The organism is Qipengyuania sp. (assembly GCF_048550555.1).
In the GTDB taxonomy this organism is placed as follows: Bacteria; Pseudomonadota; Alphaproteobacteria; order Sphingomonadales; family Sphingomonadaceae; genus Qipengyuania.
In genome coordinates this window covers 1-20,864 of the sequence record NZ_JBLYYF010000056.1, presented here as the reverse complement: position 1 = coordinate 20,864, position 20,864 = coordinate 1, and the positions used below count along the sequence as shown (strand labels likewise).

The following is a 20,864-nucleotide window of genomic DNA, read 5'->3' as shown; positions in this document are numbered from 1 at the left end:
CGTGGGTCGATCTGGCATGCACCGCCTGACCGACTTCGCCCGGCTCGCCGCCTTCGCCACCGCAGCCGTTGCCCTCGCGGGATGCAGCAGCGAGGGTTCACCTCCCACGCAAGAGGGCGCCGAGCCCGAGGAGGCGCCGCGGGGTTCCTACGACATCGACAGCGAGACAGGCGAAACCCGCGCGCGCCACACCGATACCGACGGAACGACCACCACTCTGCGTTCGGGCGAGAAGGTGCCCGTCGCGCTGCCCGCGGGGTTCTCGCTCTATCCCGGCGCTAGGGTGACCAACAACACGCGCGTCGAGCAGGCCGACGGCCTGCTGGTCCTGCTCAATTTCGAGAGCGCGGCCATGCCCGAGGACCTCGCCCGCTTCTACCGCACGCAGGCCGAAGCTGCCGGGATCGAGGTCGACACATCGCTGCAGAGCGGGCCGATGACGATGATCGGCGGCGAGAGTGCCGAAGGGACGAGCTTTTCCTTCACCGCCACGCGCAAGGACGAGATGACGCAGGCGCAATTGTCGGTCGGGCGCGGTCTCGAATGAATCTTGCCCGCGCACGCACGCGGCGCTAGGGGCGCGCGCGAGAAGCCTCTCCCCACAAAAATCGTTACGCAAGGAACATCACCATGGCGGCCACCCGCACCTTTTCGATCATCAAGCCCGACGCCACGCGTCGCAACCTGACCGGCGCCGTCACCAAGATGCTGGAAGAGGCCGGCCTGCGCGTCGTCGCTTCGAAGCGCATCCAGATGACCAAGGAACAGGCCGAAGGCTTCTACGCGGTCCACAAGGAACGCCCCTTCTTCGGCGAACTGGTCGACTTCATGATCTCGGGTCCGGTCGTCGTGCAGGTGCTCGAGGGTGAAGACGCGGTGAAGCGCAACCGCGAAGTGATGGGCGCGACCAACCCGGCCGACGCCGCCGAGCGCACCATCCGCAAGGCGTTCGCCGAATCGATCGAAGCCAATTCGGTCCACGGGTCGGACAGCGACGAAAACGCCAAGATCGAAATCGACTTCTTCTTCGACGAAGACGAAATCGTCGGCTGATCCGCCGCATTTCCTGACAACGGGGGGCCCCGTCGCTCACCGGGCGACGGGGCCTTTCGTTTGTCTAGGCGTCCGCAAACCGCGCCCGCTGCGCGCGATGGTGGTTGTGTGCGCCCTCCCGCGACCGCCGGTGTTCCGCTGCCATCGCCCGTAACGCCGCATCGGTCAGTTCGAGGCCGAGCGCTGCGTAGGTCCGGGCGATCTCAGCCCGCCAGTTCGCGCCCAGTGCGTCGAATTCGACCCGGGCCACGGGACCCGAGAAATCCGCCAGCGCGGCTTCGAGCCGCGCTTCGCGCAGGGCGAGCTTGGTGCGCCACTGGTTTTCGATCCTGGCAAGGTCGAGCCGGTCGCTCTGGAACGCCATCTGGCTGGCGACGAGCGAGATGGAGCTGTCGAGCAGCTCTGCGCTGTCGCGCCGGGTGACGACCAGCCTAGCGTCCGGGAATTGCGCGAGCAGTGCGGGCAAGTCCTCGGCGAACTGCGGGCATTTGAGCACGCGCGGCATCGCGGCATTGCCCATCGTCGCGGCGTCGGTGCGCAGAATGCGCGCGAATTCGGCATAGACCGGCGCCGCATCGCGCTCCTCGCTCCAGCCGACGAAGCCGGGGACGTGCCACTGCGCCTCGAAGGTTGCGGGCGAGAGCGCGCCGGCGAGCCAGCCGATCTCCTCGTCGATCCGGGTGGCTCCGAACGGGTGGAGCGTGTCGAGCCATGGGTTGAAGCGCCGCGCCAGGGCGAGCGCCGCACCCGCCTTGAGTGGACGCAGGTCCGGCGAGGCGGGGACAGGAAAATGGCTGTTGCAGAAACGCGTGCCGCAATAGCGCGGATCGGCGGCGAGCAGGCGATGGATTCGCGTGGTCCCGGCGCGCATCTGGCCGACGACGATGATCGGCGGCGCAATTCCGGTCTGCGCCAGCGCAGTATCCTCGCGCCAGGCCCGGCCCAGCGCGTGGCGCTTGCGGATCGCCGAAGTCAGCTGGCCATAGGCCATGGTGTGGCCGAGCGCGTTTAGCCCCGCGTCATCGCGAAGGCTGGCACACAGAATCTCGAGCCGCTGGCGGAAGTCCGCAACTTCTGAGGCGCTCCGGATCGAACGCTCGTCTGCTGCCTCGAAGCCGCGGCTGCCGATCCGCCACAGATAGTCGGGGTCGAGCGGCGGCTTGGGGGTCACGCCCCTGTCCCACAGCGCCTGCACCGCGCGGTCCGCCCATTCCGCCGTGCGCGCCCTGGCTAGCGGGTGGGGGCGAAACCGCGTGGCCATCGCCTCAGAATTCGTCCGCCGCGTCGAGCAGCTTGGTGAGCGTCTTCGGGGCGACCTGGCGCCAGCTGCGCTGCAGCCAGTCGGCGACATCGTCCCAATCGACGCCGGGGCGGTTGAGGATCACCCCGATCCACCCGCTCGCGCCGTAATAGGCTGGCTTGTGATAGGCGTGCGGCTGCGCTTCGACGAGGCTCTCGAGCTCGTCCATGCTGCCGCATTTCGCCAGCAGCGAGATGTTCGGCGTGCCGTGGTGCTGGTCGGCGAAATAAGCGAAGAACTTGCCAGATTTCTCGCTCCCGACGCGGAAGCCGGGCGATCCGTGGCTCTCGCGCTCATGCGTCCGCGGAAGGGAGAGCGCCAGTTGCCGCACGCGTTCGAGCAGCCACTGCGGATCGTTGCCGCGCGAAACGTAGTCCGACAGCACGCGCGGATAGAGCTGGTGCTCGGCCAGGCGCACGCGCGTGGCGAGCGCCTCGGGTGTGTCTTCGGTCAGGATGGCGACCTCGACCTGGCCCAGCGCGGCACCCGCATCGAGATCCTCGGTCACCAGATGGACGGTCGCGCCCCCGTGGCTGTCGCCTGCTTCGAGTGCGCGGGCATGAGTGTCGAGCCCCGGATATTTGGGCAGCAGCGAAGGGTGGATGTTGAGCATCCGGCCATCCCAGCGCGCGACGAATTCGGGGGTCAGGATACGCATGTAGCCGGCGAGGGCGATGTAGTGCGCGCCGGACTCCTTCGCGGCCTGCTCCATCGCTGCGTCGTGTTCGGCGCGCGTCATGCCCTTGTGCGACAGCGCGAAGGTGGCAACGCCTTCGGCTTGGGCCAGCGTCAGCGCCTCGGCCGCGGGATCGTTCGATGCGACCAGCACGATGTCATAGGCCGCATCGGGCAGGCGGCTGGCATAGAGCAGCGCGCCCATGTTGGTGCCCATGCCCGATGCGAAGACCGCGACCTTCGCCCTGCCGGACGCCTGTTCAGGCATTATGCGTCGCCGACCAATCCTCGTGCGCCGCCCAGGTTCCGGCCGAACCGCGCACGGTGCAGCCCTTGGCGCCCTCGGCGATGCGACCGACCGCGAGCACGGTTTCGCCAGCTTCTTCGAGCCGCGTGCGAACGATTTCGGCATTGGCCGGATCGACTGCGAGCACCATGCCGACGCCGCAATTGAAGGTGCGCGCCATTTCCGCGGGCTCGATATTGCCCTGCGCCTGGAGGAAGGCCATCAGTCCGGGCTGCTCCCAGCCATCGGCATCGACTTCGGCATGCGCGCCTGCGGGGAGCACGCGCGGGATATTTTCGAGCAATCCGCCGCCAGTGATATGCGCCAGCGCATCGATCAGCCCGTCGCGCACGACGGGCAGCAGGCTCTTCACATAGATCCGCGTGGGCTCGATCAGCGCGTCGATCAGCAGGCGGTCGCGGTCGAACAGCGCGGGGCGGTCGAGCTTCCAGCCCTTGTCCGCTGCCAGCCGCCGGACCAGCGAATAGCCGTTCGAATGGACGCCCGAGCTGGCGAGACCGAGCAGGACATGGCCGGGCGCGACGCGTTCGCCGGTCAATTGCTCGCCGCGTTCGACCGCGCCGACGCAGAAGCCTGCGAGGTCGTAATCGCCCGCCGCATACATACCAGGCATTTCGGCGGTCTCGCCACCGATCAGCGCGCATCCGGCCTGCTTGCAGCCGTCGGCGATGCCCGCGATGACGCGCTCGGCTACGCCGTTCTCGAGCTTGCCGGTGGCGAAATAGTCGAGGAAGAACAGCGGCTCGGCGCCCTGCACGATCAGATCGTTGACGCACATGGCGACGAGGTCGATGCCGACCGTGTCGTGGCGGTCGCTGTCGATCGCCAGCTTGAGCTTGGTGCCGACGCCGTCATTGCCCGCGACCAGCAGCGGATCCTTGTAGCCCGCCGCCTTGGGGTCGAAGAAACCGCCGAAGCCGCCGATCTCGCCATCGGCACCGGGGCGCATGGTCGCCTTGACCAGCGGGCCGATCGCCTTGACCAGCGCATTGCCCGCCTCGATCGAGACGCCCGCCTGTTCGTAGGTGTAGGAAGGCCCGGATTTGTGCGGTTCGTCACTCATGACACCCGCCTTACGCATTCGCGCTTGGATTTCCAGTTGCCTTTCGGCAAAAGGCGCCCTGTTTTCCCCATGAGCCACGCCATCTCCCTTCAGCCCACCCTTCGTCGTCCCGCCCTCCTGGTGCTGGCGCTCGCCGCGCTCTGCGCGCTCGGCGTCGCGGTATGGGCACAGGTCGGCGGCGAGCGCGGCATTGCCGCCGTGGCCTCGACCAGCGACATCCAGGTGTCGGGCGTCGAGGTCGACGTTACTGCCGCCAGCGGATCGGAAGCGCGCGAGAAGGCCTGGGTCGAGGCGCAACGCAAGGCGTGGGAGACGCTCGACGGGCCCAAGCTGAGCGATTCGCAGATCGAGGGGCTGGTCTCGGCGATCGTGATCGAGCGCGAGCAGCTCGGCCCGAAGCGCTACATCGCCACGCTCGGCGTCGTCTTCGATCGCCAGCGCGCCTCGCGCTACCTCGGCAGCGAGAGCGAGGCGACGCGTTCCGCGCCGATGCTGCTGCTGCCGGTGACGATCTCGGCTGGCACGCAGATGGTCTATGAGCAGCGCAATCCTTGGCAGCGGGCCTGGGCCGAATACCAGGCGGGGCAAAGCCGCATCGACTATGTCCGGCCGACCGGCTCGGGGGGCGATTCGCTGCTGCTGACCTACGGCCAGACGGGCCGTCGCAGCCGCACATGGTGGCGCAATGCGCTCGACCAGTTTGGCGCGGCCGACGTGCTCGTGCCGATCGCACACCTGCGCTACACCTATCCCGGCGGCCCGGTCGAAGGGAGCTTCACCGCGCGCTTCGGACCCGACAACGAATATCTCGACGGCTTCGACATGACCGCGGCCTCTCCTGCCGAGCTGCCCGCCATGCTCGAGCGCGCCGTGGTCCGCTTCGACCGGATCTTCGAACTGGCGCTCGCCGACGGCAAGCTGCGGCCCGATCCGACGCTCAATATCGGCACACCCGAGCTCAGCCCGGCGCTTCAACGCCTGCTCGAACTCGGCCGCGCGATGCGCGCCCGCGACCAGGCCGCGGTCGCCACCTCGCAGCCCACCGACGAGAGCGGCGATGCGATCACCGCCGCGCCGATCCGTACGCCGCCGCCCGAGGGTTCGGTTGCGCTCTACACCGTTCAGGTCGCGACTCCCGACGCAGCAGCCTTCGACAGCGCGGTCAGCGCGGTCAGAGGCGCGCCGGGCGTGCGCAGCACGGGTGTGCGCAGCACCGCGATCGGCGGAACCTCGGTGATGACGGTGAGCTATTCCGGCTCGATCAGCCAGCTGGCCGAGGCGCTGCGTGCGCGCGGCTTCAAGGTCAGCCAGGGCAGCAACGCGCTCGCCATCAGCCGCTGAGGCGCCGGCGATGAACTCGCAGATCGCTCTCCCGCTGATCCAGGCCACATCGGCACAGCCTGCGAGCATCATTCTGGGCACGGGCAACCGCGCGGTTGCCGAGGCGCTGGCCGCGCCCGAAACCTGGCCCTTCCGCACCGCCATCCTCCACGGGCCGCCGCGCTCGGGGAAGTCGCTCTTCGCGCGCTGGTTCGCGGGACGTCACGCCGGGTGCATGATCGACGGGGTCGAGGCGCTCGACGAGACCGAGGTGTTCCATCGCTGGAACCGGGCGCAGGAGGACGGCTTGCCCTTGCTGCTGGTGGTCGATGGCGAGAACTGGGAGATCGCGCTGCCGGACCTGCGCAGCCGGATGGGCGCCGCGCTGCAACTCGAGATCGGGGCCCCGGACGATGCCCTGGCAAGCGAGCTGATGCTTTCGCACGCGGCGCAGCGCGGGCTGGCACTGGGCGAGGGCGGGCCCGCCTATCTCGTTCCGCGCATGGAGCGCAGCTATGCCGCCATCGAGAAAATCGTCGCCGAAATCGACCGGCTGAGCCTTGAACGGCAGGTCGCGCCAACCCTATCTGTATGGCGCGACGCACTGGAGGCGGTGCAGGGGCCCGAGCAGGGCCGCTTGATTTAACCGCCCGCGAGTGGGAGAATAGTGCCAATGTTCGAACGGCTTGTCGCCTATCTCGACAGCGTGAAGGCACGCGACCCGGCGCCCCGCAGCCGCTGGGAAGTGCTCACCTATCCCGGCGTCTGGGCGCTGTTCTACCACCGCATCGCGCATTGGCTGTTCGAAGCCGAGCTGTTCTTCCTCGCGCGGCTGGTCAACCACTGGAGCCGGATGGTGACCGCGATCGACATCCACCCGGGCGCGACGATCGGCAAGAACTTCTTCATCGATCACGGCTTCTCTGTGATCGGCGAAACCGCCGAGATCGGGGACAATGTGACGATCTACCAATGCGTCACGCTGGGCGGGACCAATCCCACCAACGGCAAGGCCGGCAAGCGCCACCCGACGATCGAGGACGAGGTCATCATCGGGTCGGGGGCGCAGGTCATCGGGCCGATTACCGTCGGCCGCCGCGCGCGGATCGGCGCCAATGCGGTGGTGACCGACGATGTGCCCGAAGGCGCCACCATGATCGGCCTCAAGGCGCGCAGCACGCTGGTGCCCGCCGAACAGTGGATCAAGGAATTCATCCCCTACGGAACGCCCTGCGACGACCCCTGTGCGCCGAGCCGCGACTGCGTCGAGAAGCTCGAAACCGAACTCAAGATGCTGCGCGCCGAGGTCGAGGCGCTGCGGGCCGAGCGCGAACCTGCCCAGCGCAGCGGCACAGGCGATTGATGAGCTTCCTCGGCGAGACCGTCGTTGCCTTCCCCGGTCGCAAGCCGCTCCAGGTCGGGTTCAGTCGCGAAGAGCTGACCCGGATCCTCGACCTCTATGGTCGCATGGTCGCCGCCGGCCAGTGGCGTGACTATGCGATGGATTTCACCAGGGACTTTGCGGCCTTTTCCGCCTTCCGCCGCGCCGCCGAACGGCCGCAGGCGCGGATCGAGAAGCGGCCCGCGCTGCGCAACAAGCAGGGCATGTGGACGCTGTTCGGCGAGCACGGTCAGGTGCTCAAGCGAGGGCACGAATTGCCCGGCGTGATCGCGCCGGTGGAGCGGCGGCTGCTCAAGGCCGTCGGGGAATAGCCACGCGGATCGGGGTCACGCCGAACGGTAGAGAAACGCGGCGGTGATGATCGAGGGAAAGATGAAGCCCTTCAGATAGGACAGCGGGTGTCGACCGGCCGTGAAGTCGACGGGCAGATTTCCCCAATGCGCCCAGAATTGCGTCGCGACGAGGCCGCCGATGCTGATCCACATCGGCAAGAGAGCCTGTCGCCTGCCCGCAACGACGAAGAGCAAGCTGACCATGATCGCCAGCCGCAGGACGCCCTGGATCGCATTGTATCGGGCGTCGCTGCTGAGGCCTTGCCCGCGAAAGAGGTCCACGAGCATGGTCGCATGATAGAAGATCAGCAGACCCGCCAGCAGCAGGATGACGCCCTTCAGCACGAAGCGCAGCGGTTCTGCGTGCGAAATTGACTCGAACACCGACCTATCCTCCCGCCGTTGCAGCAGGGGATAGGTCGAGTGTGTTAGTCAGTCAATACAGCTTGTCAGCCGCGCGCGCTGTTCGGGCCGGTGCCGGTGACCTTCTGCATCGCGGTCAGGATCGCGCCCGACTGCTCGCTGCCCGACTGCGGGGCCTTGAGGTTCGAGAACTCGCTGATCTTGTCCCAGTTGGCAGCGAAGCCTTCGACCGTGCGGTCTTCGTCCTTGAGCCAGACGGCGTCGTTCATCACGGTCCAGGCCGAGTGGAAGCCGCCCGCGCCCGCGCCGACGATGGCATTGGTCGGGGCATCCTCGCTGACGAGGAAGAGCGCGGCGGGGACAACGTTCACCGGGTCGAACAGCTTGAAGGCTTCCTCGGGGAACAGGTCTTCGGTCATGCGCGTGCCCGCGACCGGGCTGATCGTGTTGACCTTGATGTTGTACTTCGCGCCTTCGAGCTGGAGCGTCTTGGTCAGGCCGGCGAGGCCGAGCTTGGCCGCGCCGTAATTGGCCTGGCCGAAATTGCCGAACAGGCCGGTCGACGAAGCGGTCATGAGGATGCGGCCATAGGCCTGCTCGCGCATGGTTTCCCACACCGCCTTGCTGACGTTGGCCGAGCCGTTGAGGTGGACGTCGACGACGAATTCGAAGTCGTCCATCGTCATCTTGGCGAAGGTCTTGTCGCGCAGCACGCCGGCATTGTTGATGACGATGTGGACGCCGCCCCACTTCTGCTTGGCGTCGGCGACCATCTTTTCCATCTGCTCGAATTCGGTGACCGAGCCGCCGTTCGACACGGCTTCGCCGCCGGCCTTCTCGATCTCCTCGACCACCTGCAGCGCCATGTCCGAATGGCCGGTGCCATCGCGCGCACCGCCGAGGTCGTTGACCACGACCTTGGCGCCGCGGCGCGCGAGTTCGAGCGCGTATTCGCGGCCCAGACCGCCGCCGGCGCCGGTGACGATGGCTACCTTGTCCTTGAAGTCGATGCTCATGGGGCTGCTCCTGCTTTATCGTTTACGTAAAGGTCAATTGCGCGGCTGGGTGGCACGTTCCTTTCGCACTTGCAACAGGCGGTATGGCGTGCCGCCATTCCGTAGCGGCGGGCCGTTCAGCCGAGCCGGCACAGCGCCGGTATCAATTCGGCGAGCGAATCGATCTCGGCATCGGCGCCCAGTTCCCCGCGCGGCTTGTCGCAATAGCCGTAGCGCGCGCCGATCACCGGGACATTCGCCGCGCGCGCCGCCCTGACGTCATAGGAGCTGTCGCCGACGAAGGCGAGGTGCCCGCCGCCGCCGCGCCTGATCGCTTCGAAGATCGGGTCCGGCGCGGGCTTGGCGCGGCCCTTGCCCATGGTGTCGCCGCCGATGATGGCGACGAAGTGGTCGGCGAGGCCCAGCGCGGCGAGGATCTGGCCCGCGAAGCTTTCGAACTTGTTGGTCACCACTGCCATCGCGATCCCGAGCCCGTCGAGTTCGGCCAGCACCTCCGCCGCATGCGGATAGGGGCGGGTGTGAACCGCGTTGTTTTCCGCATAATAGGCCAGCATCTGCTTGTAGAGCTTGCGGAATTCCTTTTCCGGCATGCCGCCCTGCCGGTCCACCGCCTGCTGCAGCATGATCTTCGCCCCGCCTCCGATCAGGTCGCTCGCCTGGTCCGCCGGGACCGGATCGAAGCCGCCGAGGCCGAGCGCGTGGTTGACTGCTGCGCCGAGGTCGCGGTGCGTTTCGAGCAGCGTACCGTCGAGATCGAAGCCGATGATGGCGAAGGGCAGGTCGGTCATGCGCGGTCGGTGCAGGATGCGCCTTCAAACTGCAAGCGAATGGTGGCAAGGCGCTTTCCCATGAGCACACACCGCGAATTCGCCGCCGTCATCCTCGCCGCCGGCAAGGGAACCCGCATGAAGAGCGACCTGCACAAGGTCCTCCACCCGATCGCCGGGCGGCCGATGCTCGACCACCTGCTGGCGAGCGTCGATGCGCTCAAGCCGGCGAAGAAGGTGGTCGTAGTGGGCGCGGGGCGCGAACAGCTCGAAGCGGCGCTGGGCGACAGTGCGGAGACTTGCCTGCAGGAACCGCAGCTGGGCACGGGCCACGCTGTGCAGCAGGCCGAGGACAGCCTCGCCGGGCATACGGGCGACGTGCTCGTGCTCTATGGCGACGTGCCCTTCGTGAAGGGCGAGACGATGCAGGCGATGCTCGACCGGCTCCATGCCGAGGACCGGCCCAAGGTGGTGGTGCTCGGCTTCGAACCCGACGAGCCGGGCCATTACGGCCGCGTCATCGCCGATGCCGACGGCCGGATCGAGAAGATGGTCGAATTCAAGGATGCCACCGAGGAAGAACGCGCCTGCCGGCTGTGTAATTCGGGCGTCATGGCGGCGCGCGGCGCCGACCTGTTCGATCTGCTGCGCCGGGTCGGCAACGACAATGCGCAGGGCGAATACTACCTGGTCGATATCGTCAATGTCGCCAATGCCGACGGCGATGGCTGCGCGGTGATCTCCGCCGATACGCCCGAAGAAGTGACCGGCATCAACAGCCGCGCCGAGCTAGCGCGCGCCGAGGCGCAGTGGCAGGAGCTGAAGCGCGAGGAAGCGATGGAGGGCGGCGTCACGCTTACCGCGCCAGAAACGGTGTTCTTCAGCTGGGATACCGAGCTCGCAGCGGACGTGACGGTAGAACCGCATGTCGTGTTCGGTCCGGGCGTCAGTGTTGCGCGCGGTGCCCGCATCCGCGCCTTCAGCCATCTCGAGGGCGCGAGCGTGGGCGAGGATTGCTCGGTCGGCCCCTATGCCCGCCTGCGCCCGGGCGCGGTGATGGAGAAGGGCGCCTTCGTCGGCAATTTCGTCGAGATGAAACAGGCCGTGCTGGGCGAGGGCGCCAAGGCGAGCCACCTGACCTATCTCGGCGATGCCGAGGTCGGCGCGGGCGCGAATATCGGTGCGGGCACGATCACCTGCAATTACGACGGCTATTTCAAGTACAAGACGGTGATCGGCGAGCGCGCCTTCATCGGCTCGAACAGCGCGTTGATCGCCCCGGTGCGGATCGGCGCCGATGCGATCGTGGCGGCGGGCAGCGCGGTCAGCCGCGATGTCGGCGACGGCGATCTGCGGATGGTGCGCGGCGAACAGGTGGTCAAACCCGGCTGGGCGGATCGCTTCCACGACGCGATGAAAAAGAAGAAGGCGGCGGAGAAGAAGTGAGGGCACTTCTGGCCTCGCTCCTGCTGCTCGCCGGTTGCGCCGGGGCGGCGGAGGACGAGGCCGGATCGCAGGACAGCGGGCCCGCCGCGCCGCCTTCTGCGGGGGCGGCAGCGGCGACCACGGCACCGTCCGAACACGCATCAGGGCGGGTCGAATGCGCTGCGCCGGAAGAGACGATCTTTTCCTGCGCCATGTCCGGCGGCAAGCGCCTTGCGGTCTGCGCGCCCCAGGCGGGCGCGGCGCAGTATCGCTTTGGCGGGACGTCACCCGAACTCGTTCTCACCGGCGGGAAATGGGCCACTGCCATGTATTCGGGCGGGGGCGAGGCGCAGATCGAGTTTGCCAATGGCGATACAGTCTACACCGTCTTCAGCCGGATGATCCGCACCAATTTCGCGGCGGGCGAGCCGAACTATCCGGCGATCACCGACGGTGTCGTGATCACGCGGGACGGAAAATTCGTCGCTCTGCGCCTGTGCGAGGGCGGCCAGGCGGACATGCCGGTTCAATATGATGCGGCCGAGCGCGCCTTCCCGCAGAGCGAAGACCTGTTCACCGATGAAACCATCCGGGCGGATCCCGATTGGGCGAACGAATAGAAGTGGCCTGCTGGCTGTGCGAGCGTCCGCTGGGGCGCAAGGTGCAGCAGCATCACCCGGTGCCCAAGGCCAAGAAGGGGCGTGAGACAGTGCCGGTCCACCCGATCTGCCACCGCGCGATCCATGCGAACTTCACCAATGCGCAGCTGATGCGAATCGGCACCGATCGCGCTGCCCTGCTGGCGGACGAGGCGCTCGCGCGGTTCGTGGAATGGGTGGCCGGCAAGCCTCCCGATTTCCACGCCCCGACGCGCAGGCCCCGCTGATCAGTCGGCCAGCCGCTGGAGCAAATAGACCATCTGCAGCGCCTGGATCTTGGCGCGCTGTTCGTTGTCGACCCCGCCCGAATGGCCGCCGGTCGTGTCCTCGAAGTAGAAATAGTCCTGCCCCAGTTCCTTGACCCGCGCGGCGCCCTTGCGCGCATGGGCCGGATGGGTGCGGTCGTCGGCGGTCGAGGCCCAGAAGAAGGGCGCGGGGTAATCCTTGCCTTCGAGCAGCTTCTGGTAGGGCGAATAGGGTTCGATCCAGGCGCGCTCTTCGGGGATGCGCGGGTCGCCATATTCGCCGGTCCACGAGGCACCGCGACCGATCAGCGGATAGCGCAGCATGTCGAACAGCGGGATCTGGACGATCGCGCCGTTGAACAGTTCGGGGCGCTGGGTGAAGGCGGTCCCGACCAGTAGCCCTCCCTGCGATCCGCCCTGGATGCCGAGATGCTCGGGGCTGGTGATGCCGCGCGCGATGGCGTCTTCGGCGATGGCGATGAAATCGTCCCAGGTGCGCTGCTTGTGCTCGCGAATCGCGCTTTGATGCCAGCCGGGGCCGAACTCTCCGCCCCCTCGCATGTTGCCAAGGATGTAGGCGCCGCCGCGTTCGAGCCAGATCTTGCCGATCGAACCGAGGTAGGAGGGCAGGCGCGGGACCTGGAAACCGCCATAGCCGGTCAGCAGCGTCGGGTTGGTGCCGTCCATCGCCATGCCCCTGGGCTTGACGAGGAAATAGGGAATCTTGGTTCCGTCGGCGCTGGTCGCCTCGAACTGCTCGACCTCCATGCCCGCCGCATCGAAATTGCTCGGCGAGGTCTTGATTACCTCGGGGGCGGCGCTGCCGTCCGAATAATAGAGCGTCGAAGGCGTCAGGAAGTCGGTGACAGAATACATGACCTCGTCGGAAAAGTCCGAGGCCGCCTGCACGCCGACGGTGGCATTGTCGGGCAGCGCGATCTCGCTTGATACCCAGGCGCCGTCGACATGGTCGAACTTGAGCACCCGGCCGCGGACATTGTCGAGCAGGCTCACATAGAGGCTCTCGGCGGTGTTCGCCGCGCCCTGCTTGGTCTGCTTGTCCTCGGGCGCCCAGACGAGCGTCTTGGGCGCGCCGTTGGGATCGGCCTTGAACTCCTCGAGATCGACCGAAACCAGCGCATCGGCGGGGAAGGTCTGGCCCTGGGTCTCCCAGTCGACATCGGTCGAGAACAGCAGCTGGCCGTCGATCAGCCCGTAGGGCGAGGCCTTGAGCGGCATGTCGAGGCGGAGCCACTCGCCGTCCCTCTGCCAGTAATATTCGGTCTCGTGGAAGCTCGTCGCGCGGAAGGCGTAGGTGCCGTGCACTTCACCCGTGTGGTCGCGCAGCAGCGCCGCAGACGACCATACGTCGGCTTCCTCGCCGCGCCAGATTTCCTCCGCATCCGCGATCGCCGTGCCGCGCTTCCAGATCCGCGTGGTGCGCGGATACTGGCTCTCGGTCAGCGTGCCGTCGCCGAAGTCGCGGCTGACCAGCAGGGTGTCGGCATCGATCCATTCGATCCCGCCCTGGCTCTTCTGCTCGAGCGCGAAGCCGTTCTCGACGAAGCTCTTTGTCGCCATGTCGAATTCGCGCAGCACGGTGGCGTCCTCGCCTCCGTCGCTCAGCGCGATCATGCACAGCCGTTCCTCGGGCGGCAGGCAATCATAGCCCTTGTAGACCCATTCGCGTTTCTCGGCCTCGGCCAGGGCATCGACGTCGAGCACCGTCTCCCACTGCGGATTCTCGCTACGATAGCTTTCCAGCGTGGTGCGGCGCAGCAGCCCGCGCGGGTTCGCCTTGTCCTGCCAGAAATTGTAGAGCCCGTCGGGCCGGATCGATACGTAGGGGATGCGATCCTCGCTGTCGTAGATCGCCAGCGCCTCGCCCTTGATCGTCTCGAAGCGCGGATCGCCCGCGAGCAGCCCCATGGTCCGCTCGTTCTCGGCGCGGACCCAGTCCAGCGCCTCGTCGCTGCGCGCCTCCTCGAGCCAGATGTAGCTGTCTTCCGCTGGGCCGGGGAGGCCGTCCTGCGCGGTGGCGGGCGTTGCATGTGCGAGCGTCATGGCAGCGGCAATGGCCAGCGCGGATACGAGTTTCAAGGGCCTCTCCTGTCTATTTCGGTCTGTGCGGGTGCGGGAGGTCGGTCGAGTGCCCAGACGGAAATCGTGCGGGCATGGATCCTCGCGCGCAAGATGCGCTCGTAATCGGATGCGACGGTGCGCATCACCAGAGACTTCACCTCTTCGGTCTGCGGGGTGAAGGGAATGTCGGCGGTAACGATGACCGGAGGACGGTGTGCGAGGATGCGGCGCACCTCGTCGATCTGGCGCACGCCCAGCGAGTCGCGTTCGAGCGCATTGTTGAGATGGTCGGGATAGATGAAGCGGGTGGGCAGGCAGCTTCCGGTTTCGCGGTAGAGAGCGGTCGGACCATCGAAAACCCACAGGCAGCGTGTTTCGCCATCGACCAGTGGCCTGATCACCGCCGCGAGTTGTGCCATGCCGGTCCGCGAGCGCTCGCTCGCCTCGATGCGGGTACCGTAATAGAGAAGGGAGAAGAACAGTGCGACCACTCCCAGCAGGGGGGCGAGGCCCAACGGCCCGCGCCGGTCGAGGAAGGGCAGCCCCAGCAGGATCGCCGCGGGCACGAGTGCGGCGTAGTAATAGGCATAGACGGTCGAGGGCAGGAATACGGTGGCGAGGCAGGCGAGCAGCCAGCCGGCGATGAAGCCGTAGCTACGCAGGTCGGACACCACGCGTTGACGCAGCGCGGCATAGGCCCCGATCACGATCAATCCGGCGAGCGGCAACAGGAACAGCGCGTCCGCCGCAACCAGCCGCCCGGTGGGCGAGGGGAGGCGGTCGAAGAAGCTGACGAAATTGGCGAACCAGAAGGCGTCCCACCCGCCGACTGCGAAATAGAACAGTCCGACCAGCGTCGTGGGCAGCAGTCCCAGCAGGGCGAAGAGGATTCCTAGACGCACGGCTTGTCCGAGCGAAGCATTTCGGCGGTATTGCCCCCACAGGGCCCACAGCCCGAAGAAGGCGCATTGTGGGATCACCGTATATTTGATCTGGAGAGCCAGGCCGCCGATCAGCATGGCACCGCCGGCACGGCGGATCGCATCGGGATGGTCGGGATCGCGCACCAGTAGCGCCATCGCCAGCATGGCGGGCACATGGAAGATCTCGGTCTGGCCCGAATGCGGGCCATAGAGCGCCATCAGGAGGATGTAGAGCACGGCGGCGCCGGTCGCTGTGCTGCGCTCGACGAAAACCAGAGCGAGGGCGCGAGTCAGCAGCGCACCGAGAACGGCGAAGCCCATGGCGAAGAGCTGGTAGGCATAGGGCGAGGGGCCACCGATCGCATGGGCCAGCGCATAGAGCAGGAACAGGCCGACGGGCTTGCGGTCCCATAGGTCGACGAAGGGCAGCTTGCCCTCCAGGATACCATTGCCGATCAGCGAATAAAGCTGTTCGTCGATGTCGGCATTGGCATCGCCCAGGTAGGGCAGGCGGACTACGAGCGCGCAGATCGTCAGCAGCAGAACGACGCTTGCCGCATCGGCGCGCGAACGGAAACCGTGCCGCGCCTCGCGACTTGTCACCGTGTCATCTGTCATGGCGTTTTGGCGCCTTTTGCCCCTCGACATGAGAGTTGACCTACCACGACAAAATCGGTGCGAAACCCCCGAAAGGAGCATCTTCGGGAGCGCAAACGAAAAAGGCGACCCCGCAGGGCCGCCCTTCGATTGTCCGGTGGGTCGGAAGCGATCAGCCTTCGACGTGCTCGGCGAGGACCGTCAGCCCGTTTTCGCCGACTTCGGCAAAGCCGCCGCGGACCTCGATGGTCTCGGGAGCGCCGCCTTCGGTCTTGAAGACCTGCACCGCGCCGTCGCGGATCGTCGACATGAAGGGCGCATGGCCCTCGAGCACGCCGAATTCGCCTTCCGCGCCGGGAACGACGACCATGTGGACGTCTTCGGAGCGGACCAGCTTGGCCGGCGTGACGAGTTCGAAGTGGAGGGCCATGTGCTTACGAATCCTCGGCCAGCTTCTTGGCCTTCTCGACCGCCTGGTCGATGCCGCCGACCATGTAGAAGGCGGCTTCCGGAAGGTGATCGTATTCGCCTTCGACGACGGCCTTGAACGACTTGATCGTGTCTTCCAACTGGACGAACACGCCCGGGATGTTGGTGAACACCTCGGCGACGTGGAACGGCTGGCTGAGGAAGCGCTGGATCTTGCGGGCGCGGGCCACGGTCAGCTTATCTTCTTCCGACAGTTCGTCCATGCCGAGAATGGCGATGATGTCCTGCAGGCTCTTGTACTTCTGCAGCGTCTCCTGGACCTTGCGCGCGGTCTCGTAGTGCTCCTGGCCCACGACGCGCGGTTCGAGCACGCGGCTGGTCGAGTCGAGCGGGTCGACGGCGGGGTAGATGCCCAGCTCCGAAATCGCGCGGCTCAGCGTGGTCGTCGCGTCCAGGTGGGCGAACGAGGTTGCCGGAGCCGGGTCGGTAAGGTCGTCGGCGGGAACGTAGATCGCCTGGACCGAGGTGATCGAGCCCTTGGTGGTCGAGGTGATCCGTTCCTGCAGGTTACCCATGTCGGTCGACAGCGTCGGCTGGTAGCCCACGGCCGAGGGAATGCGGCCGAGCAGCGCCGACACTTCCGAACCCGCCTGGGTGAAGCGGAAGATGTTGTCGACGAAGAACAGTACGTCCTGGCCTTCGACGTCGCGGAAGTATTCCGCCATGGTCAGACCCGACAGGGCGACGCGGGCACGCGCGCCCGGGGGTTCGTTCATCTGGCCGAAGACGAGGGCCACCTTCGAACCGTCCGAGATCGCATTGCCGTCGGCGTCCTTGGCGATGACGCCGGCGTCGAGGAATTCGTGGTAGAGGTCGTTGCCTTCGCGGGTGCGTTCACCCACGCCGGCGAAGACGGACACGCCGCCGTGGCCCTTGGCGATGTTGTTGATCAGTTCCTGGATCAGCACGGTCTTGCCCACGCCGGCACCGCCGAACAGGCCGATCTTGCCGCCACGCGCATAGGGCGCGAGCAGGTCGATGACCTTGATGCCGGTGACCAGAATGGCCGCTTCGGTCGACTGGTCGACGAACAGCGGGGCCTCGGCATGAATCGGCATGGTCTGATCGGCACCGATCGGGCCGCGCTCGTCGATCGGCTCGCCGATGACGTTCATGATGCGGCCGAGCGTCTTCGGACCGACGGGGACCGAGATCTGCGCGCCGGTGTTGACGACTTCCTGGCCGCGGACGAGGCCGTCGGTGCCGTCCATCGCGATGGTGCGGACGGTGTTCTCGCCGAGGTGCTGCGCGACTTCGAGGACCAGCGTGTTGGCGCCGTTCTTCGTTTCGAGCGCGGTCAGGATGGCGGGCAGTTCGCCTTCGAACTGCACGTCGACGACTGCGCCGATGACCTGGCTGATGGTGCCGTTGGGGCTCTGGTTAAGCTTGGGTGCGGTGGCCATGATGAAAGGTTCCTACTGGCTCAGGAGGCTTTGTGGTGAGCGCCGTGTTCGGCGCAGATGGTGGCGGCGTCGGCGAGTTCCCAGCCGCTCTTGTCTTCCTTGGCGGCGAGCGTCGCCTTGTGGCGCATGTACTCGTCTTCGCCGAGGCCGTACTCGCACGAGACCGTGTCGGCGCCCATGGAGCGCTTGCACATCGCGACGTTGACCGGTTCGGCACCTTCGCAGGCATCGGCGAAGGCGGCCTTGAAGGCGTCTTCGTCGGGCGCGGGAAGGGTGGTCACCGGCTCGGGCGTCGCGACCTGTTCGGGCGCGGTCTGGGCGGCGGGTTCCTCGCCGCAGGCGGCGAGCAGGGCGAGGGGCAGGAGAAGGGCGAAGTTCTTCACGTGATGATCCTTAGAGTGCTTCCGCACCGGCAATGATTTCGATCAGCTCGGTGGTGATCGCGGCCTGGCGGCTGCGGTTGTACTGGATGGTCAGCTTGTTGATGAGGTCGCCCGCATTGCGCGTGGCGTTGTCCATCGCGGTCATCGAGGCACCCTGTTCGGAGGCCTCGCGTTCGAGCAGCGCGCCGAACAGCTGGGTACGGACATAGCGCGGCAGCAGCTCCTCGAGGATTTCCTCTTCGCCCGGCTCGTATTCGACCACGGCATCGCCGCCGGCCGCGGCAACGGCGCCATCACCCTTGGCGGGCGAGGGAACCGGGATCAGCTGGTCGACGGTCGGATCTTGCGCCAGCGCCGACTTGAAGATCGGGTAGACGAGGTGGGCGACGTCGAATTCGCCCTTCTCGAAGCGTTCGATCAGCTCGTCGGCGATGGCCTCGGCTTCCTCGAAGCCGGGCTGGCGCACGGCGGAGGTGTCGAACCACTTCTCGATCCGGTCGGCATAGTCGCGCTTGATCGGCGCGCGGCCCTTCTTGCCGACGAGGTAGAAGCTGACGTCCTTGCCTTCGGCGATCAGGGCGCGGGCCTTGACCTTGGCGGCCTTGACGATGTTCGAGTTGAGACCGCCGCACAGGCCCTTGTCGGTGTTCACCACCACCAGCAGGTGGCGCTGGCTGGCACCGGTGCCCGCGAGCAGCTTGGGCGCGCTGTCGCCGCTGACCTTGCCCGCGAGCGAAGCCATCACGCCCGACAGCCGTTCGGCATAGGGGCGCGCAGCTTCGGCCGCGGCCTGGGCACGGCGCAGCTTGGCCGCTGCGACCATCTGCTTGGCCTTGGTGATCTTCTGGGTCGACTTGACCGAGTTGATCCGGCCCTTGAGTTCCTTGAGGCTAGCCATTTCGGCTCCCTATGTTCGTGTCTCTGGGGCTCAGGCGAACTGCTTGGCGAAGGTCTTGAGCGCGTCGACGACCTTGTTCTTGGTCTCGTCTTCGAACTTGCCGGTGGTGCGGATTTCTTCCAGCACGTCGGCATGCTCCGACCGCATGAAGCTCAGCATCTGGGCTTCGTAGTCGGTCACGCGGTCGACCGGGACCTCGTCGATGTAGCCGTTGGTGCCGGCGAAGATCGACACGGTCTGCTCTTCGAAGGGCATCGGCGAGAACTGCGGCTGCTTGAGCAGCTCGGTCAGGCGCGCACCGCGGTTGAGCAGCTTCTGCGTTGCGGCGTCGAGGTCCGAGCCGAACTGCGCGAAGGCCGCCATTTCGCGATACTGCGCGAGGTCGAGCTTCATCGAGCCCGAGACCTTCTTCATCGCCTTGGTCTGCGCGGCGCCGCCGACGCGGCTGACCGACAGGCCGACGTTGATGGCCGGGCGGATGCCCTGGTAGAACAGGTCGGTTTCGAGGAAGATCTGGCCGTCGGTGATCGAGATCACGTTGGTCGGGATGTAGGCCGACACGTCGCCTGCCTGCGTTTCGATGATCGGCAGCGCGGTCAGCGAACCGCCGCCTTCCGACTTGTTCATCTTCGCCGCGCGCTCGAGCAGGCGGCTGTGGAGGTAGAACACGTCGCCCGGATAGGCTTCGCGGCCCGGGGGACGGCGCAGCAGCAGCGACATCTGGCGGTAGGCGACGGCCTGCTTCGAAAGGTCGTCGTACACGATCACGGCGTGCATGCCGTTGTCGCGGAAGAACTCGCCCATCGCGGCGCCGGTGTAGGGCGCAAGATACTGCAGCGGAGCGGGCTCCGAGGCGGTCGCGGCGACGACGATGGTGTAATCCATCGCGCCGTTTTCCTCGAGCTGCTTGACGATCTGCGCCACGGTCGAGCGCTTCTGGCCGACGGCGACGTAGATGCAGTAGAGCTTCTTGCCTTCGTCGTCCGAGGCGTTGACTTCCTTCTGGTTGATGAAGGTGTCGATGGCGACGGCCGACTTGCCGGTCTGGCGGTCGCCGATGATCAGTTCGCGCTGGCCGCGGCCGACCGGGACGAGCGCGTCGATGGCCTTGAGGCCCGACTGCACCGGCTCGCTGACCGATTCACGCGGGATGATGCCGGGAGCCTTCTGCTCGACCAGGCGGCGTTCGGTCGATTCGATCGGGCCCTTGCCGTCGATCGGGTTGCCGAGCGCGTCGACCACGCGGCCGAGCAGGCCCTTGCCGACGGGGACGTCGACGATGGTGTTGGTGCGCTTGACGCTGTCGCCTTCGCCGATTTCCTGGTCCGAACCGAAGATAACCGCACCGACATTGTCGGCTTCGAGGTTCAGCGCCATGCCCTGAACGCCATTGGCGAATTCGATCATTTCGCCGGCCTGGACATTGTCGAGGCCGTGAATGCGGGCAATACCGTCACCCACCGACAGCACGGTACCGACTTCGCTCACTTCGGCTTCGGTACCGAAATTGGCGATCTGGTCCTTGATGACCTTCGAAATTTCTGCGGCGCGGATATCCATGATGTGTGTCCTTTAAGCCTTCATGGCTTGCGAAAGCGAATTGAGACGGGTGCGGATCGAGGCGTCGACGCGCTTCGAACCGATGGTGACGACGAGGCCGCCGAGCAGATCGGGGTCGACCTTCGTGGAAAGCTTCACGGTGCGGCCCTCGCGGGCGGTCAGCTTGGCCTTGAGGGCATCGAGCTGCGCATCGGTGAGGGCATGGGCGCTGGTCACCTCGGCGGTGACCTCGCCGCGCTGCGCGGCGGCGATCGCGCGGAAGGCGCGGATCACCTTCGGCAACTGCGGCAGGCGGCGGTTCTGCGCCAGCACGCCGAGGAAGTTCTGCGCCAGCTCGGACAGGCCGAGGATGGCCGAAACGCCCCACAGCGCCTTCTGGGCGTCGGCGCGGGTTACCTTGGGGTTGGTGGTGACTGCGGCGAGCTCGGGCGATTCGGCGAGCGCGGCCTCGAGCTTGTCGAGGTCCGATTCGACCGCGGTCACGGTTCCGTTTTCGCTAGCGAGATCGAACAGGGCCGAAGCGTAACGCCCTGCCAGGCTAGCCTGAATACCGGCGGAAATATCCACGCGCTTGAGGTCCTCTCGGGTCCGGAAGAAAAGTC

General features: G+C 66.5%; 23 protein-coding genes. 9 read left to right on the top strand and 14 right to left on the bottom strand.

Annotated elements, in window-relative coordinates:
- Positions 1-16: 16 nt before the first annotated feature.
- Both ACN4E0_RS14425 and ndk read left to right on the top strand, forming a co-directional pair.
- Complete coding sequence (locus ACN4E0_RS14425) at positions 17-547, top strand: hypothetical protein (protein ID WP_419568964.1); 531 nt, start codon at positions 17-19, stop codon at positions 545-547.
- Between the two features lie 83 nt (positions 548-630).
- Positions 631-1,053: a nucleoside-diphosphate kinase gene (ndk, locus tag ACN4E0_RS14420; protein ID WP_419568962.1), complete on the top strand. Its 423-nt coding sequence runs from the start codon at positions 631-633 to the stop codon at positions 1,051-1,053.
- A 64-nt stretch (positions 1,054-1,117) separates the two neighbouring features.
- Here the strand turns inward: ndk and ACN4E0_RS14415 are convergent, their stop codons facing one another.
- The 3 genes from ACN4E0_RS14415 to purM are packed head-to-tail and all read right to left on the bottom strand — an operon-like array spanning position 1,118 to position 4,398.
- Complete coding sequence (locus tag ACN4E0_RS14415; protein ID WP_419568961.1) at positions 1,118-2,314, bottom strand: sulfotransferase; 1,197 nt, start codon at positions 2,312-2,314, stop codon at positions 1,118-1,120.
- Positions 2,315-2,318: 4 nt separating this feature from the next.
- Complete coding sequence (purN, locus tag ACN4E0_RS14410; protein WP_419568959.1) at positions 2,319-3,296, bottom strand: phosphoribosylglycinamide formyltransferase; 978 nt, start codon at positions 3,294-3,296, stop codon at positions 2,319-2,321.
- Entirely contained in the window at positions 3,289-4,398 is a 1,110-nt protein-coding gene (purM, locus tag ACN4E0_RS14405) for a phosphoribosylformylglycinamidine cyclo-ligase (RefSeq protein ID WP_419568957.1), read from the bottom strand. The genes purN and purM overlap by 8 nt, the downstream gene beginning before the upstream one ends.
- Before the next feature lie 69 nt (positions 4,399-4,467).
- Here purM and ACN4E0_RS14400 point away from each other — a divergent pair, with 69 nt between their 5' ends.
- The 4 genes from ACN4E0_RS14400 to ACN4E0_RS14385 are packed head-to-tail and all read left to right on the top strand — an operon-like array spanning position 4,468 to position 7,431.
- Positions 4,468-5,739: a heavy-metal-associated domain-containing protein gene (locus ACN4E0_RS14400; protein WP_419568955.1), complete on the top strand. Its 1,272-nt coding sequence runs from the start codon at positions 4,468-4,470 to the stop codon at positions 5,737-5,739.
- 10 nt (positions 5,740-5,749) lie between these two features.
- Positions 5,750-6,364, top strand: a complete 615-nt coding sequence (locus ACN4E0_RS14395; protein WP_419568953.1) for an ATPase — start codon at positions 5,750-5,752, stop codon at positions 6,362-6,364.
- A 27-nt stretch (positions 6,365-6,391) separates the two neighbouring features.
- Complete coding sequence (gene epsC / locus ACN4E0_RS14390) at positions 6,392-7,081, top strand: serine O-acetyltransferase EpsC (protein WP_419568951.1); 690 nt, start codon at positions 6,392-6,394, stop codon at positions 7,079-7,081.
- The gene (locus tag ACN4E0_RS14385; RefSeq protein ID WP_419568949.1) at positions 7,081-7,431 is read left to right on the top strand and encodes a DUF2794 domain-containing protein; all 351 of its coding nucleotides are present in this window, start codon (positions 7,081-7,083) and stop codon (positions 7,429-7,431) included. The genes epsC and ACN4E0_RS14385 overlap by 1 nt, the downstream gene beginning before the upstream one ends.
- 15 nt (positions 7,432-7,446) lie before the next feature.
- On the opposite strand, the gene ACN4E0_RS14380 is transcribed toward ACN4E0_RS14385, so the two are convergent.
- The 3 genes from ACN4E0_RS14380 to ACN4E0_RS14370 all read right to left on the bottom strand — a co-directional run bounded on the left by ACN4E0_RS14380 (position 7,447) and on the right by ACN4E0_RS14370 (position 9,619).
- Positions 7,447-7,836: a hypothetical protein gene (locus ACN4E0_RS14380; RefSeq protein WP_419568947.1), complete on the bottom strand. Its 390-nt coding sequence runs from the start codon at positions 7,834-7,836 to the stop codon at positions 7,447-7,449.
- 65 nt (positions 7,837-7,901) lie between these two features.
- A complete protein-coding gene (locus ACN4E0_RS14375) occupies positions 7,902-8,831 on the bottom strand; it encodes an SDR family NAD(P)-dependent oxidoreductase (RefSeq protein ID WP_419568945.1) in 930 nt (309 codons plus the stop codon).
- A gap of 116 nt (positions 8,832-8,947) precedes the next feature.
- Positions 8,948-9,619 (bottom strand): HAD-IA family hydrolase, encoded by a 672-nt coding sequence (locus tag ACN4E0_RS14370; RefSeq protein ID WP_419568943.1) that lies wholly within the window; start codon positions 9,617-9,619, stop codon positions 8,948-8,950.
- Positions 9,620-9,679: 60 nt separating this feature from the next.
- On the opposite strand from ACN4E0_RS14370, the gene glmU reads away from it, so the two are divergent.
- Genes glmU through ACN4E0_RS14355 form a run of 3 tightly spaced genes read left to right on the top strand, consistent with a single transcriptional unit; the run spans position 9,680 to position 11,909 of the window.
- Positions 9,680-11,044, top strand: coding sequence for a bifunctional UDP-N-acetylglucosamine diphosphorylase/glucosamine-1-phosphate N-acetyltransferase GlmU (glmU, locus tag ACN4E0_RS14365; protein ID WP_419568942.1), 1,365 nt, complete (start codon positions 9,680-9,682; stop codon positions 11,042-11,044).
- A complete protein-coding gene (locus ACN4E0_RS14360; RefSeq protein ID WP_419568940.1) occupies positions 11,041-11,643 on the top strand; it encodes a hypothetical protein in 603 nt (200 codons plus the stop codon). The genes glmU and ACN4E0_RS14360 overlap by 4 nt, the downstream gene beginning before the upstream one ends.
- Positions 11,628-11,909 carry an HNH endonuclease gene (locus ACN4E0_RS14355; RefSeq protein WP_419568939.1) on the top strand — a complete coding sequence of 94 codons (282 nt, stop codon included), beginning with the start codon at positions 11,628-11,630 and terminating at the stop codon, positions 11,907-11,909. Before ACN4E0_RS14360 ends, ACN4E0_RS14355 begins: the two co-directional genes overlap by 16 nt.
- Here the strand turns inward: ACN4E0_RS14355 and ACN4E0_RS14350 are convergent, their stop codons facing one another.
- The 8 genes from ACN4E0_RS14350 to ACN4E0_RS14315 form a co-directional block, all read right to left on the bottom strand.
- The gene (locus ACN4E0_RS14350) at positions 11,910-14,027 is read right to left on the bottom strand and encodes a prolyl oligopeptidase family serine peptidase (RefSeq protein WP_419568937.1); all 2,118 of its coding nucleotides are present in this window, start codon (positions 14,025-14,027) and stop codon (positions 11,910-11,912) included. It abuts the gene before it with no gap.
- Entirely contained in the window at positions 14,024-15,550 is a 1,527-nt protein-coding gene (locus tag ACN4E0_RS14345) for a hypothetical protein (RefSeq protein ID WP_419568935.1), read from the bottom strand. Before ACN4E0_RS14345 ends, ACN4E0_RS14350 begins: the two co-directional genes overlap by 4 nt.
- 151 nt (positions 15,551-15,701) lie before the next feature.
- A complete protein-coding gene (locus ACN4E0_RS14340; RefSeq protein ID WP_219954338.1) occupies positions 15,702-15,959 on the bottom strand; it encodes an ATP synthase F1 subunit epsilon in 258 nt (85 codons plus the stop codon).
- 4 nt (positions 15,960-15,963) lie between these two features.
- Positions 15,964-17,421, bottom strand: coding sequence for a F0F1 ATP synthase subunit beta (gene atpD / locus ACN4E0_RS14335; protein ID WP_370032311.1), 1,458 nt, complete (start codon positions 17,419-17,421; stop codon positions 15,964-15,966).
- A gap of 20 nt (positions 17,422-17,441) precedes the next feature.
- Positions 17,442-17,804: a hypothetical protein gene (locus ACN4E0_RS14330; RefSeq protein ID WP_419568933.1), complete on the bottom strand. Its 363-nt coding sequence runs from the start codon at positions 17,802-17,804 to the stop codon at positions 17,442-17,444.
- Between the two features lie 10 nt (positions 17,805-17,814).
- Complete coding sequence (locus ACN4E0_RS14325) at positions 17,815-18,702, bottom strand: F0F1 ATP synthase subunit gamma (protein ID WP_419568931.1); 888 nt, start codon at positions 18,700-18,702, stop codon at positions 17,815-17,817.
- A gap of 30 nt (positions 18,703-18,732) precedes the next feature.
- On the bottom strand, positions 18,733-20,262 hold the full coding sequence (gene atpA / locus ACN4E0_RS14320; RefSeq protein ID WP_419568930.1) for a F0F1 ATP synthase subunit alpha: 1,530 nt from the start codon (positions 20,260-20,262) through the stop codon (positions 18,733-18,735).
- A 12-nt stretch (positions 20,263-20,274) separates the two neighbouring features.
- Positions 20,275-20,829 (bottom strand): F0F1 ATP synthase subunit delta, encoded by a 555-nt coding sequence (locus ACN4E0_RS14315; protein ID WP_419568981.1) that lies wholly within the window; start codon positions 20,827-20,829, stop codon positions 20,275-20,277.
- Positions 20,830-20,864: the final 35 nt, after the last annotated feature.